This is a genomic window from Acidisoma sibiricum (assembly GCF_057837225.1).
In genome coordinates, this window is record NZ_CM174445.1 from 3,690,528 (window position 1) to 3,704,156 (window position 13,629).

The window sequence follows — 13,629 nt, forward strand, 5'->3', positions numbered from 1 at the left end:
ATCACCCGACGCGGCCCTGCAATCAGCGACCACGGAGGCGATGGTCGCCTGCTGATTGTGGCACAGGATGAGAACCGCGATACAGCTCATCACGATCGGCTATCAGTCATTCCGGGTCTGTCTGATAGCGCCTCTATTTATCAAACACCAGCGGCGGTTCCTATGATATACGCCATGCTCAAATATCGAATCATCTTCTCCTGAGCCCAAATGCATCAGCCCAATAAAATAGCCAACGCAACGTCGCTTGCATTTGCAATTGTCGCGTTATTCGCATGCTGGATGTTCTTGTACCATCCGTGGCTTTTTGGCCATTACGTCATCCCTTATGATGCGATCGACGAAAATTATCCGACGCTCTTCTTTACCTCACAATCAATTCGACATGGGCAGGCCCCCTGGTGGGACCCGTATCTGTTTACGGGCATGCCGCAGATCGCTGATCCACAGGCCCTTATCTTCGCCCCTCTCGTGACATTGCCCATGGCGCTGGTCGCCAATCCCACTCCTCATTGGCTCGATATCGTCGTTCTCACCCATGTGCTGATTGGCGGACTGGGGGTCTTCGGCTTTCTGAAGTCGCTGCGCCTATCCAATACCGCCGCCATCTTTGGCGCTGTCATTGCGATCGGAGGCGGCTGCGCGCCTGCAAGGCTTGAGCACACCGCGCTCCTTATAGCCACGAGCACCATTCCCTGGGTTGGATGGGCCGCCATGTCTCTTCTGCGGAAATGCACCTTGAGACGTGGGCTGTTCCTCGGGATCACCATGGGCTGGATGGGGCTGCACCTGGTGCAGACAACCTATATCGCACTCGTTCTGTTAAGCTTTACTTTCGCTTTGACGATCGCCCTCCATCGCCAACCGCTGATCTATTTCCGACAGCTTCTGCTGCCTTTGGTTCTGGCAGCGGTCGTGACGGTGGCAATCAGCGGCGTCCAGATTGCCGCCCTTTTAACTTTCCTACCTGACACAGTGCGCAGCCAGCTTCCGCTTTCGGCCAGCGCTCCAGACTCGGCCCCTTGGCGTGTCATGCTGACACTGTTGTGGCCGGGAGCGATGCATACCTTCGCCGCTGATTATCAAGGGCCGATCGATATCACCGAGTCGATCATCTACGCTGGCTTTCTCACGCCCATTGCCGCTCTGACAGGGCTGGTGGCCGCCGTCACGTCGATGATCCGGCGCCATAACAATCCACTGGTGCCGCAGGGTCTGGCACCAGTCTATTGGATCACACTCATCTGCCTTACTTTCTGCTTTTTCTATGCACTTGGTACCCATACCGTCTTCTATCGTGCGCTCTTCCATGTTCTGCCCGGGTTGAAATTGTTCCGGCGCCCGGTCGACGCCCTGTTTCTCTTCACCCTGCTGCTTTGCCCGATGGCCGCTTTGGGGATGGAGGCTTTCAAGCGCGCGATCGCCACCAGAACGCAGGCGAAAGCGATCCTTTGGACGGCAAGCGTCCTTCCTATCCTGCTGATGTGCTGGGACTTGAGCGCCCATGCCCTCACCCCCAATCGCGCCAATAGTTGGCCGCGGGCCGTGATCAGCGCGGTTCCCGATCATTTCCCGGCAATCGCCTGGCTCCACGCCAACACCGCCAATCCGGGCCAGCCCGCATGGCGTGTGGAATTCAATCAACCGGCGCCATTTTGGCCAGACCTGCCGGCCGCGGAGAAAATCTACTCCACGCAAGGCTATAATCCGATGCAGCTGTCCCGGTATGTCGATGTTTTCGGCACGACGCCGAACGGCTACGCGCCCGTCGTGTTTACCCGGTGGACCCCCAACGAACAGTCCCCCATGTTTTCGCTCCTGGGCGTAAAATACGTAGCAACATCGTCAGCCAATGATCCACACATGGCGGCCGGTAATCACTTGAAGCGCGCCGCGACGATGGACGGCATGACATTCTGGGAGAGTGACAACCGCGTGCCCAGGCTGTTCAGCCCGAGCAGCGTCGTCGCTGCGCGAGCGGATAACTCGCCCGCGCTGACCGCCGCGGTGCCCGATCTCTCCCGGCGCGCCGTCATCGAAGGCCCCGCTTCCGCAGTCGCCGCCTGTGGCACCACTCCCCTGTCAGCCATCACGCTCGTTTACTACGCAAACAACCATGTCAGCATCGACGTCACGACAGGCGTCTCAAGCGGCTGGCTGGTGATGACCGATCCAGCGACGCGCGGCTGGCACGCCTATATCGACGGACGGGAAATCCCGCTCTATCGCACCGACAGCTATTTTCGTGGCGTCTGCGTGCCGCCTGGGCAGCACGACGTTGCATTCCGCTTCGAGCCATTTCGGGCGATCGCCGACACTGTGCTGCAGCATCTGCATCTCTAGTCAGCGACCGGGGCTCGTCAGGCTTCCTGACGAGCCCCGGTCGCAAACAATCTCGGCGCCTGGCACTAGACCGCTGCTCCTGCCTTGCTGTCATCGTTCAGCCAAACACCGCTGATACAGTCATCGCCCGGTCGGTCGGCCACCGGATAGGCTGCGCGGCCTTCGTCAGCACATGCTTGCAAGTCGGATGTCGGCGGTGCAGGCGGTATGCCGATGAAATTTGATACGGTCCGTTTCACACGCGCAGGGTCACATTTTGTCGCTGAAACACTGGCGGATGGAATTCCTCACTCTCACGGACACGAGCGCCTTGGCACCGAAATCCAGATCAGTCCCTGATCCGGGCGCGCCAGTCTTCCAAAACGGCCGCCAGCGTTTGCGCCCAGGGTATCTGCGGCGCCCAGTGCAGATCCCGGCGGGCCAGGGCTGAGTTGCCCGCGACACGCTCGACATCGGTCGGGCGAAGCCGGCCCGCTTCCACGTCAACACGGGGCTTGGCATCGCTTTGCGCAATCATCGCGTCCAGAATGTCACCTATGGCGCGCGGCGTCTCTGACGCGATGTTATAGACCGCCCCCGGCGTAAGCTCCCTGCTCAGAGCCGCCGCATAGGCTACGCAGACATCGGAAACGTCGAGAAAGTCCCGCCAGCGATCGAGCGCCCCGACATGCATGACGGGGTCCTGAACGCCAGCCTCGATCCGGGCAAGCTGGCGAGCAAAGGCCGCAATGACGAAATTCTCGGACTGCCCTGCCCCCGTGTGGTTGAAGGCACGCAGCCGGATCGCATCAAGCCCCCGCAGTGCCATTTCGCCCACTGCGATATCGCACGCGGCCTTCGACGCGGCATAGGGATTGGCCGGGCGCAGCAATGCCTGTTCATCCAGTGGCTCAGGGGCGCGAAAGCTCAGCCCATAGACCTCCGCAGACGACGCCAGGACAAAACGGCACTGCGGTGCCTCCGACAGCACCGCCTCGGCCAAGGCAATGGTGCCGAAGAGATTGGCCTGCCAACTGGCGAGAGGGTCGCTGAACGACGCCGCAACCGATGCCTGCGCGGCCAGATGAACCAAGCCGTCCGGCCGGGCCGTCCCGATCATCGTCCTGCATTGGTCGGGCTGCAGCAAGTCAAACGGCAGAACCTCATCGGCCGCAAGATCCTGAGGTACGAGATCCGCTTGCCGCGTTGCCGCAATCAGGGTCGCCGTCGGGAAGGTCGTTCGCAGCACCGGCAGCAGATGCCGTCCGACAAATCCGTCAGCGCCCGTGACAAGCAGGCGACTGTAACTCCTCATACGAAGGCGAGACCGGCACGATGTCTGGCGAGATCGGCCTCGACCATTTCAGCTAGCATCGCTTCAAGGGTCGTTTCGGCTTTCCAGCCAAGCTTGCTGGTCGCCTTGGCCGGGTTGCCGAGCAGCACGTCAACTTCGGCGGGCCTGAGATAAGCGGGGTCGATCTTGATGTAATCTTCGTAGTTGAGTCCGACATGCTGGAAGGCGATCGCGCACATGTCGCGTATCGAGGTTGTGCGCCCGGTGGCGACGACATAGTCATCCGCCGTCTCCTGCTGCAGCATCAGATGCATCGCCTTCACGTAATCGCGGGCATGGCCCCAGTCGCGCTTGGCGTCCAGATTGCCCATGCGCAACTCGGAAGCGAGTCCGAGCTTGATGCGCGCCGCACCGTCAGTGACCTTACGGGTTACGAATTCGATCCCACGCAGAGGACTTTCGTGATTGAACAGAATGCCTGAACTCGCGTGCATCCCGAAGCTTTCCCGATAGTTCACGGTCATCCAATGGCCGTACAGCTTTGCCACAGCATAAGGAGAGCGTGGGTAAAACGGCGTCTTCTCATTCTGTACCGGTTCCTGGATCAGCCCATACATCTCGGACGAGCTGGCCTGATAAAACCTGCAATCTGGATTTTCCAGTCTGACAGCTTCCAGCATGACGCCCACGCCAAGGGCAGTCACTTGCCCTGTCAAAAGCGGTTGATTCCAGGATGTTTTAACAAAGCTCTGCGCACCGAGATTATAGACCTCGTCCGGCTTAACCTCCCGCATGATCCGCAAAACCGACGCGAGATCGAGAATGTCTCCGTCAATCATGCGGACCTGCCCGGCGATACCGAGCCACCGCAGCCGGCTATCGACGACATCCGCCGATGCGGAGCGTCGCAGAAGACCGTAGACTTCGTATCCCTTTTCCAGAAGCAATTGAGACAGATAGGCGCCGTCCTGGCCAGTGACACCTGTCACGAGTGCACGTTTCATGGTCGGGAGCATCCTCGGTTAATTTCTGATCTTGCTGCGTGTCGCGAACCACGCACGCAGCAGAATCGCACGTTTCATGAGCACCGACCGCATGCGGTCGGGCACATACTGAGGAATTTCTCTAACGACAATCCCATCACCCTGCCAGCGCCGTCCTGCTGGTTTCCCCGACCAATGCCCCCTCGCTGTCATCCTTCAGCCCGACGCCGGTGATGCCCCGCGTCATGGCCTGGTCGGTCAGCCACAGAATGCGCCGTGCGGCCTCGGTCAGCACCATGCCTTCAGGCCGGATGTTCGAGATGCAGTTGCGGTCCGCATCGGTGCGGCCAAGCCGGGGCGCCACCGTGACATAGGCGCCGAGACTATCGGGTGAGGTCAGTCCCGGCCGCTCACCGATCAGCACCAACACCAGCCGCGCGCCCAGGATGGCGCCGACCTCATCACCCAGCGCCACACGACCGCGCGGCGCGATGCAGATGGGCCCCACGCTGCGTCCGGCGCGCTGGAAGGCGGGTACCAGCAGCGCCAGCAGATCGGCCGCGTGGCTCGCAGTGGCCAAGGCCGAAAGCCCACCCGCGATCAGAACCGCAATCTCCTGCCCTGGTGCTGCTGCCTGCAAGGTCGCGACCGAGGCATCGCTCAAGCGGCGGCCGAAATCAGGCCGCGTCAAATAAGTCTGCTGATCGGGCGCCCGGCTTTCCACGCGGAACAGCGGCAGGTCCAGCGGCGCCAGGGAGGCCGCAAGGGCCACCAGATCAAGCTCGGTATGCACCGCGTCCCGCGCCAGCGCATGGGCAGCCCGGAAGGCGAGGTGATCGGCCGTCGCAATGCCCGGCCCGCTGCGGCCGAGGCCGATGCGGGCCGCGGTGAATTGGCGCAGATGCGCAAAGCGATCCATGCTCATCCTCACGCGGCCGCCAGCAGGCGCTGAAACCGCTCGGGCATGTCCAGCGGCCGCACGCGCCCGGCAGCGTCGGTCAGGCCGACGCGATCCAGCCAGGCCGCAAATTCCGGCGCGGGTTTCAGCCCCAGCATCTGGCGCAGCGCCAGCACGTCATGAAAGGACGTGCTCTGATAGCCCAGCATCACATCATCGGCGCCCGGAATGCCCATGATGAAGGTCAGGCCCGCCGCGGAAAGCGAGGTCATCAGCAGGTCCATATCGTCCTGATCGGCCTCGGCATGATTGGTGTAGCAAACGTCGCAGCCCATCGGCACGCCCAGCAACTTGGCGCAGAAATGATCCTCCAGCCCCGCGCGGATGATTTCCTTGCCGTTATAAAGATATTCCGGCCCGATGAAGCCCACGACCGTATTGACCAGCAGCGGCGAGAAACGGCGCGCGACCGCATAGGCCCGCGCCTCGATCGTCTGCTGGTCGCAGCCGTGATGCGCGTCGGCCGACAGCGCGCTGCCCTGGCCGGTCTCGAAATACATGACATTGTCGCCGACCGTGCCGCGCTTCAGCGCGAGCGCCGCCTCATGCGCTTCCTGCAGCGTGGCAAGGCTGAAGCCGAAGCTGGTATTGGTCGCCTCCGTCCCGCCGACGGACTGGAAAACGAGATCGACAGGGGTTCCGCGCGCCATCAGGTCGATCGCCGTAGTCACATGCGTCAGCACGCAGCTTTGCGTCGGCACGTCCAGCCGCTGGCGCAGATCGTCAAGCATGGAGAGCAGGTCATGCACGCGGCTGGGACTGTCGGAGGCCGGGTTGATGCCGATCACGGCATCGCCGCAGCCCAGCAGCAGGCCGTCCACGATGCTGGCGAGAATCCCCTTCGGATCGTCGGTCGGGTGATTGGGCTGCAGGCGGGAGGCGAGCCGGCCCGGCAGGCCGATTGTGTCGCGGAAGCGCGTCGTCACATGGCATTTGGCGGCGATGAGAATGAGATCCTGCGCCCGGCAGATTTTGGAGACCGCTGCCGCCATTTCCGGCGTCAGCCCGGGGGCGAGCGCCGCCAGCGCTGCTGCATCCGCCTCATCCGACAGCAGCCAGTCCCGCAAACCGCCGACCGTCATGGCGGCGACGGGCGCGAAAGCCGCCCGATCATGGCTGTCGATGATCAGCCGCGTCACCTCATCCGTCTCGTACGGCACGATGACATCGGACAGGAAGGTTTTAAGCGGCAGGTCGGCCAGCGCCAGTTGCGCGGCCACGCGCTCAGCCATCGAGCCGGCGGCCACGCCTGCCAGAACATCGCCCGAACGATGCGGCGTGGCGCGCGCCAGCAGCGTCTTGAGGTCGGGAAAGCTGTAGCGGGTGCCGCCTATGGAATGGGCATACATGCGCAATCTTCCTCGCCTCGGTTCTGTCGGGCCGGTCTCATCATCATAACCCGAAGGTTAAGCATAAATCACGCCGCGCGGGCCGCAATGGGCCGGCCAACCTTAGCAAGGGGAGGCGTTACCCATCGCCGCGGACCGTGCTATGCGAAAGCCCCTCTCTAGAAGGCCTGCGTCGGACAGAATGCGTAGCCCGCGGCGGACGCCGAAACTATCGACCCCCGGGGAGCCGCCGCGTCTCGGCCAGCCGCGTCTGAGCCGGATGCCACTCGTGCCCCGCCGCAGGCTGGAGCGGCCGCGCAACCTGCTGGCATGGTCCGGCGGGATATCCGTCGCCTTGCATGCGACGATCCTGGCGCTGATGATCATCAGCTTTCCCGACAAGAATCCGCCCGAGCCGCCGCCGACCAATAGCGTGGATGTGGTGTTTGAGCCGGGCAACAAGACGCCGACGGCGCCCAGCCGGAAGGGACCGCCCGTACCCGCGCGTCCTGCCGCACCCCGTGGCAAGCCGAGCCCGACGCCGCAGCGCACGGTGCAGGCCGCCCCCCCGCCTGCGCCGTTGCCGCAGCCCACCATTAAGCCGCCCACCCCGGTGCCGCCGGCACCGACACCGCCGGCGCCCAAGCCGGTACCCGCGCCTAAACCGACGCCGACGCCGCTGCCCAAGCCGCCCGTGCCGAAACCGCCTCAGCCGAAACCAGTACCGACCGCGCCGAAGCCGCCGCCGCCGCTGCCGCTGCCCAAGGTCAATCTGCCGCCACCACCGCCCCCCACGCCGGCGGTACCGAAGACGCCTAAGCCGGTCCCAGCGCCGGTGCCCTTACCGTCCGAACTGACCGACAACACGCCGGCGGAAGTGAACCTCAACCTGCCGCCGATGCCGGAACTGGCACCGCTGAACCTGCCGCCGCCACCGCCTATGCCGCCCGCCCCGCCGGCGCCACAAAAGGCCGTGCCGGCGCGCCGGTCCGGCCACGGCCGCAGCAATGCCTTCAGCCAGGGCGTGATGGTAAACGGCATGTCCTTCAATGGCGGTGGCGGGACCGCCGGGCAGACAAAGGGCATGAACCTCAACCTGCCCTCCTCCATGCAGCCGCAACTCGGCGGCGACGTCACCGTTCAGGGCAACCCGGGCCGCAACTGGATGAGCGAACTCCAGAAATGGGTGAACGATCGTGCCGATTATCCAGAAATTGCGGGCGAGATGGGGCAGCAGGGCGATGTGACGGTGCGCTTCACCGTGGACAAAGCGGGCCACGTTTCCGGTCTCACTATGGTCACCCCAACAGGCTATGCTCTGCTCGATCAGGACTGGCTGGGCTTGTTCCGCAATGCGCAACTGCCCCCACTCGGGCAGGACGCGAAATCAGACACTGTGACGGTCACGGCAACCATGCATTATCAGATTATTCGTTAATGCACTGAGGCTTTCTTACGACTCTGCGAACCTTCACGCCTTCCTCTGCAGGAGACATCGGCATGAGCACCTCGCCCAAAACCGTATCCGTCCGCGGCTTTGAATTGATCGACGAGCCTCTGCTCAACAAGGGCAGCGCCTTTTCCGATGATGAGCGCAGCGCCTTCGGCCTGCATGGCCTGCTGCCGCCCGCGGTCACGACGATTGAAACCCAGGTCGCCCGTACCTATGCCGCCTACAGCCAGAAAGATGCCGATATCGAACGGCATATCTATCTGCGGTCCTTGCAGGACAGGAACGAGACGCTGTTCTACCGCCTGATGGTCGATCACGTCGTCGAAATGCTGCCCATGGTCTACACGCCCGTCGTGGGCGAGGCTTGCCAGAAATTCAGCGAAATCTATCGCCGGCCGCGGGGCCTTTTCATCAGCTATCCCCTGCGCGACCGCATGGACGCGATGCTGGACGCGGTGGGAAACCTCGACGTGCGCGCCATCGTCGTCACTGACGGCGGCCGCATCCTGGGCCTGGGCGACCAGGGCGCCGGCGGCATGGGCATCCCTATCGGCAAGCTGTCGCTCTACACCGCCTGCGGCGGCATCGCGCCTGAAAATACCCTGCCGATCACCCTTGATGTCGGCACCAACAATCAGGAAAGGCTCGCCGATCCGCTTTATGTCGGCTGGCGCAATCCACGCATCACCGGCCAGGACTACGAAGATTTCGTCGATGCCTTCGTGCAGGCCGTGAAGCGCAAATGGCCGAACGTGCTGCTGCAGTTTGAAGACTTCGCGATCGACCATGCGACCAAATTTCTGGAGCGCTACCGCGACCAGCTCTGCATGTTCAATGATGACGTACAGGGCACCGCCGCCGTCGTGGTCGGCACGGTGCTCTCCGCCGTGCGCACCTCGGGCAAGCCGCTGCCGGAACAGACCGTCGTGGTGCTGGGCGGCGGATCGGCCGGCTGCGGCATTGCCGAGCAGCTGATCGCCGCCGCCCTTCAGGAAGGTGCTGACCCCGCGACGGTGCGCGACCACTTCTACATCGTCGACCGTTTCGGCCTGGTGCATGACGGGCAGGAAGGGCTTTATCCCTTCCAGCAGAAACTGGCCCGCGGCCAGGCCGACCTCGCCCGGATCGCGCATAGCGACCCGAAACAGGTTTCTTTTCTCGAAACCATCCGTGGCGTGAAGCCCACCATTCTGATCGGCGTGTCCGGTCAGCCGGGCCTGTTCACCGAAGAGATCATCCGGGAAATGGCCCAGCATGTCGACCGGCCGATCATCTTCCCGCTCTCGAACCCGACCTCCCGCGCCGAAGCGCAGCCGGCCGATGTTCTCGCCTGGACGGAGGGCCGCGCCATCATCGGCACCGGCAGCCCCTTCCCGCCCGTGGATCTGGGCGGCCAGACCTTTCCCATCGCCCAGACCAATAATGTCTATATTTTCCCGGGTCTCGGCCTCGGCGTGCTGGCCCTCGGCATTCCACGGGTGTCGGACGCCATGCTGATGGCGACCTCCCGCGCGCTGACGGAAGCCGCACCGGCGGAGGCGGGTGACACCGTGCCGCGGCTGCTGCCGCCGCTGTCCGATGTGCGCGCCGTCTCCCGCCATATCGCCATCAAGGTCGGACTGGCGGCGGTGCAGGATGGGCTGATCCCGGCACTCACCGAGGATGAGATTGCCGCCCGCGTGGACGCGACGATCTGGGAACCTGCCTACCGGCCGTATATTCCCGGCTGAGCGGACAGTCCTTGCCCCTGCGCCGGGAGAACCGGCAGAATAGACGCTGTTTCAGCGCTGGGGGTTATGGGATGCGGTTTCGGACATGGCTGGCAGGGGCGGCCATCGCGGCTTTGACGATCGGTGCCGGACAGGCCGCGCAGGCCGCCTCCCCCATTCCCGTCAAGGTCGTGATCGTCTCCATGTTCGGGCCGGAAGGCGGCGTCTGGCTGAAGCATCTGCCGCTGACGCAGAGCATTCCGGTGCCGGGCCTCTCGCCCGACTATCCTGACATCCATTGCGCCCCGAGCGGTGTCTGCCTGCTGACGACCGGCATGGGCGAGGCCAATGCCGCCGCCTCAGTCACCGCCCTCGCCTTCTCCGGCAAGTTTGATTTTCGGAAGACCTATTGGCTGATCGCCGGCATCGCCGGCATCAACCCGCATGACGGAACCCTCGGCTCCGCTGCCTGGGCGCGCTATCTCGTCTCCTGGGGGCTGCAATGGGAATTGGATGACCGCGAGGCACCGGCATCCTGGCCGACCGGCTATACCGGCATCAATACGACGGGACCGGGCCAGAAGCCGCCGCTCGATTACAAGACGGAGGTTTTCCAGGTCAACGAAGCGCTGCTCGACCGCGCCTATGCCCTGTCGAAGAATGTGACGCTGGCTGACGCCCCCGAGGCAGTCCACGCCCGCGCTGGCTATCCCGGCATCGGGGGCAAGCCGCCCACCGTCATTCAATGCGATACGCTGGCGGGCGATACCTGGTGGAGCGGCACGCGCTTAGGCGAGCGGGCCGAAGCCTGGACCAAAATCCTGACCGACGGTCACGGCACTTACTGCACCACCCAGCAGGAAGACAACGCAACCTATGAGGCGCTGACCCGCGCCACCGCCGCGGGCCTCGCGGATGACACCCGGGTCGCCGTGCTGCGCGCGGGCTCGGATTTCGACCGTGCGGCGCCGGGCGCAGACAATGCCACGAACCTGCTCAAATATGGCGAGCAGGGCGGCTTCATGATCGCGCTCGAAAACCTCTACCGCGCCGGCAATCCGCTGGTGCAGGCGATCGTCACGCATTGGCCGGACTGGGAAAACGGCGTGCCGAAGGACTAGCTCCACACCGTCATCCCTGGGCTGGTCTCGAATACCTACCCGTTTCGGCGCCTGGCCGAATAGATGCACGGCATGATGCGCGGCTGGCCAAGCCGCGCACGATGTGACCTTATTGTTACATCAACCTGGGCTCAAAAACCGCAGGCCGGCGACGCCCGCAATGATCAGCCCCATGCAGCCAAGCCGCGCGGCGCTGGCTGGTTCGGCGAAGACAAGAATGCCGACCAACGCCACGCCCACCGTGCCGATCCCGGTCCAAACGGCATAGGCAAGGCCGATGGGAAGGGTCTTCAATGCCAGGCTGAGCAGGCTGAGACTGGCCATGATCAGCACCACCGTCAGCACACTGGGCACCAGCCGCGTGAAGCCTTGCGAATATTTCATCGTCATCGCCCAGCCGATTTCGAGTAAACCGGCCGCGACCAGAAACAGCCAACTCATGCCATCGTCTCCGCTTGATCGACGCGCCTGCGGCGTCTCTTCCTTTTTTGGAGCGGCGCGCCTTTGAGACAAGTACGCACCTGAAAGTACCTAGGGAGAGGATTGCATGTCTTCGGAGCTTTCGCCCTCCGGCCACCCGCCCAGCGTCTTCGACGCCACCTGCCCCGCGCGCGCTGCGCTCGAACTCATCTCATCGAAATGGGCGATCCTGGTGCTGACGGCGCTTGAAGACGGTCCCGTGCGCAATGGCGCGCTGCTACGCAGGATCGGCGGGATTTCCCAAAAAGTGCTGACCCAGACGCTGAAGGACCTGGAATGTAACGGACTGGTCAACCGTTGCGACCATGCCGCCAATCCGCCCCATGTCGATTATTCACTCAGCGATCTGGGTATCTCCCTCACCCGCATGCTTGTGCTGCTGGATCACTGGGCTGAGACACATTTCCCGGCGCTCGAAGCTGCGCGCGCGGCCTATGCCGTCAGGATGGCAGAGGGCGCCTAAGCCAAGCTGCCATCGCCGGCGCTGTCACCCCTTGGCCGCGGCCGGCACCACATGCGTCGTCGCTTTCGGTGCGCCATAGACATCCCGCGCCCGCTTGAGAAACGCATTGACCATACGGCGCACGGCTTCCGCGAAAACCGTGCCGATCGCCATCTGCAGCACACGGCTGCGAAACTCGAAATCGACAAAGAAGTCGATCACGCATCCTTGGGCATCAGGTTTGAAGATCCAGCGGTTGTTCAGATATTTGAACGGACCGTTTTCGTAATGGACCATGATGGTATGCGGATGTTCCAGCTTCACGCGGCTGGTGAAGCTTTCGCGGAACGGACCGAAGCCGATCGTCAGATCCGCCACCATCTCCTGGGCAGTTTGGGTGCGAATGCGCGCGCCCACACACCAGGGCAGAAATTGCGGATATTTGCCGACATCGGCGACCAGATCGAACATCTGCTCGGGCGAATAGGGAACGCGCTTCTGCTCAGCGTAGCGGGGCATCAGGCCGTTGCTGCCATCTGGGTGTGCTGGGCCTCGCGCGCCGCACGCAGCTGCGCAAAATCCGCATCCGCATGATAAGAGCTGCGGGTCAGCGGCGTCGCTGAGACCATCAGGAAGCCCTTGGCGCGGGCGAGGGTCGCGTAATCGGCGAATTCATCCGGCGTCACGAAGGCGGCGACCGCCGCATGTTTGGGAGTCGGCTGCAGGTATTGGCCCAGCGTGATGAAATCAACATCGGCGATACGCAGGTCGTCCATCACCTGGCCGATCTCAGGCCTCGCTTCCCCAAGACCCACCATCAGTCCAGACTTCGTAAAGATCGCGGGATTGAGCATCTTCACCTGATCGAGCAGACGGAGCGACTGGTAGTAGCGGGCACCCGGACGAATGCCGGGATACAGGCGCGGCACCGTCTCCAGATTATGGTTGAAGACGTCGGGTGCGGCTTCCGCGACGATTTCGATCGCCCCCGGCTTGCGCAGAAAATCCGGCGTCAGCACCTCGATCGTGGTGTCGGGCGCGGCCCTGCGGATGGCACCAATGACGGACGCGAAATGCCGGGCCCCGCCATCGGCCAGATCATCGCGGTCCACCGAGGTGATCACCACATGCCGCAGGCCGAGCTTGGCTACCGCGTCCGCGACACGATTGGGCTCATCCGCGTCCAGTGCGTCCGGCATCCCCGTGCGCACATTGCAGAAGGCGCAGGCGCGCGTGCAGGTATCGCCCATGATCATCATGGTAGCATGACGCTGTGACCAGCATTCACCGATATTCGGGCAGGCCGCTTCCTCGCAGACCGTCACCAGCTTGTGGTCGCGCATCAGCGCCCGCGTCTCATGATAAATCGGGTGCTGCGGCGCACGCACGCGTATCCAGTCGGGCTTGCTGCGCACGACGGGATTGTCAGGCCGGTGGGCCTTTTCAGGATGGCGGTGGTCGATAACCAGACGAGTGGCCATGGTCCCTATCCTCGCCGAGAGCCGCGGCCGGGCGCAACGCCCACCCGGACAGCTCTGA

At 63.4% G+C, this 13,629-nt stretch carries 12 protein-coding genes; 5 read left to right on the forward strand and 7 right to left on the reverse strand.

Features of this window, described 5'->3' with window-relative positions; all coding sequences use genetic code 11:
- Positions 1 to 210 precede the first annotated feature (210 nt).
- Positions 211 to 2,343, forward strand: coding sequence for a YfhO family protein (locus AC3G7M_RS17495; protein WP_489213410.1), 2,133 nt, complete (start codon positions 211 to 213; stop codon positions 2,341 to 2,343).
- A gap of 328 nt (positions 2,344 to 2,671) precedes the next feature.
- Here the strand turns inward: AC3G7M_RS17495 and AC3G7M_RS17500 are convergent, their stop codons facing one another.
- The 4 genes from AC3G7M_RS17500 to AC3G7M_RS17515 form a co-directional block, all read right to left on the reverse strand.
- Complete coding sequence (locus AC3G7M_RS17500) at positions 2,672 to 3,637, reverse strand: GDP-mannose 4,6-dehydratase (protein WP_489213411.1); 966 nt, start codon at positions 3,635 to 3,637, stop codon at positions 2,672 to 2,674.
- Positions 3,634 to 4,620, reverse strand: coding sequence for a GDP-mannose 4,6-dehydratase (locus tag AC3G7M_RS17505; RefSeq protein ID WP_489213412.1), 987 nt, complete (start codon positions 4,618 to 4,620; stop codon positions 3,634 to 3,636). The genes AC3G7M_RS17500 and AC3G7M_RS17505 overlap by 4 nt, the downstream gene beginning before the upstream one ends.
- A 136-nt stretch (positions 4,621 to 4,756) precedes the next feature.
- Positions 4,757 to 5,518: an ethanolamine ammonia-lyase subunit EutC gene (gene eutC / locus AC3G7M_RS17510; protein WP_489213413.1), complete on the reverse strand. Its 762-nt coding sequence runs from the start codon at positions 5,516 to 5,518 to the stop codon at positions 4,757 to 4,759.
- An 8-nt stretch (positions 5,519 to 5,526) separates the two neighbouring features.
- Complete coding sequence (locus tag AC3G7M_RS17515) at positions 5,527 to 6,906, reverse strand: ethanolamine ammonia-lyase subunit EutB (protein ID WP_489213414.1); 1,380 nt, start codon at positions 6,904 to 6,906, stop codon at positions 5,527 to 5,529.
- A gap of 268 nt (positions 6,907 to 7,174) precedes the next feature.
- On the opposite strand from AC3G7M_RS17515, the gene AC3G7M_RS17520 reads away from it, so the two are divergent.
- From AC3G7M_RS17520 to AC3G7M_RS17530, 3 genes are all read left to right on the forward strand, one after another.
- Complete coding sequence (locus tag AC3G7M_RS17520; protein WP_489213415.1) at positions 7,175 to 8,323, forward strand: energy transducer TonB; 1,149 nt, start codon at positions 7,175 to 7,177, stop codon at positions 8,321 to 8,323.
- A gap of 62 nt (positions 8,324 to 8,385) precedes the next feature.
- Complete coding sequence (locus AC3G7M_RS17525) at positions 8,386 to 10,068, forward strand: NAD-dependent malic enzyme (RefSeq protein WP_489213416.1); 1,683 nt, start codon at positions 8,386 to 8,388, stop codon at positions 10,066 to 10,068.
- 71 nt (positions 10,069 to 10,139) lie between these two features.
- Complete coding sequence (locus AC3G7M_RS17530) at positions 10,140 to 11,168, forward strand: purine-nucleoside phosphorylase (protein WP_489213417.1); 1,029 nt, start codon at positions 10,140 to 10,142, stop codon at positions 11,166 to 11,168.
- Positions 11,169 to 11,288: 120 nt separating this feature from the next.
- On the opposite strand, the gene AC3G7M_RS17535 is transcribed toward AC3G7M_RS17530, so the two are convergent.
- Positions 11,289 to 11,609 carry a DMT family transporter gene (locus AC3G7M_RS17535; protein ID WP_489213418.1) on the reverse strand — a complete coding sequence of 107 codons (321 nt, stop codon included), beginning with the start codon at positions 11,607 to 11,609 and terminating at the stop codon, positions 11,289 to 11,291.
- 106 nt (positions 11,610 to 11,715) lie between these two features.
- On the opposite strand from AC3G7M_RS17535, the gene AC3G7M_RS17540 reads away from it, so the two are divergent.
- Positions 11,716 to 12,111, forward strand: coding sequence for a winged helix-turn-helix transcriptional regulator (locus AC3G7M_RS17540; RefSeq protein WP_489213419.1), 396 nt, complete (start codon positions 11,716 to 11,718; stop codon positions 12,109 to 12,111).
- A gap of 24 nt (positions 12,112 to 12,135) precedes the next feature.
- Here the strand turns inward: AC3G7M_RS17540 and AC3G7M_RS17545 are convergent, their stop codons facing one another.
- Complete coding sequence (locus AC3G7M_RS17545) at positions 12,136 to 12,609, reverse strand: type II toxin-antitoxin system RatA family toxin (protein ID WP_489213420.1); 474 nt, start codon at positions 12,607 to 12,609, stop codon at positions 12,136 to 12,138.
- On the reverse strand, positions 12,609 to 13,571 hold the full coding sequence (gene lipA / locus AC3G7M_RS17550; protein WP_489213421.1) for a lipoyl synthase: 963 nt from the start codon (positions 13,569 to 13,571) through the stop codon (positions 12,609 to 12,611). Before lipA ends, AC3G7M_RS17545 begins: the two co-directional genes overlap by 1 nt.
- Positions 13,572 to 13,629: the final 58 nt, after the last annotated feature.

What these genes read in the sequence shown, in the direction of transcription:
- AC3G7M_RS17545 (WP_489213420.1), bottom strand. Translation starts at nt 12,609, where the DNA reads ATGCCCCGCTACGCTGAGCAGAAGCGCGTTCCCTATTCGCCCGAGCAG.
- AC3G7M_RS17515 (WP_489213414.1), bottom strand. Translation starts at nt 6,906, where the DNA reads ATGTATGCCCATTCCATAGGCGGCACCCGCTACAGCTTTCCCGACCTC.
- AC3G7M_RS17500 (WP_489213411.1), bottom strand. Translation starts at nt 3,637, where the DNA reads ATGAGGAGTTACAGTCGCCTGCTTGTCACGGGCGCTGACGGATTTGTC.
- AC3G7M_RS17540 (WP_489213419.1), top strand. Translation starts at nt 11,716, where the DNA reads ATGTCTTCGGAGCTTTCGCCCTCCGGCCACCCGCCCAGCGTCTTCGAC.
- AC3G7M_RS17505 (WP_489213412.1), bottom strand. Translation starts at nt 4,620, where the DNA reads ATGAAACGTGCACTCGTGACAGGTGTCACTGGCCAGGACGGCGCCTAT.
- AC3G7M_RS17530 (WP_489213417.1), top strand. Translation starts at nt 10,140, where the DNA reads ATGCGGTTTCGGACATGGCTGGCAGGGGCGGCCATCGCGGCTTTGACG.
- AC3G7M_RS17495 (WP_489213410.1), top strand. Translation starts at nt 211, where the DNA reads ATGCATCAGCCCAATAAAATAGCCAACGCAACGTCGCTTGCATTTGCA.
- eutC (WP_489213413.1), bottom strand. Translation starts at nt 5,518, where the DNA reads ATGGATCGCTTTGCGCATCTGCGCCAATTCACCGCGGCCCGCATCGGC.
- lipA (WP_489213421.1), bottom strand. Translation starts at nt 13,571, where the DNA reads ATGGCCACTCGTCTGGTTATCGACCACCGCCATCCTGAAAAGGCCCAC.
- AC3G7M_RS17525 (WP_489213416.1), top strand. Translation starts at nt 8,386, where the DNA reads ATGAGCACCTCGCCCAAAACCGTATCCGTCCGCGGCTTTGAATTGATC.
- AC3G7M_RS17535 (WP_489213418.1), bottom strand. Translation starts at nt 11,609, where the DNA reads ATGAGTTGGCTGTTTCTGGTCGCGGCCGGTTTACTCGAAATCGGCTGG.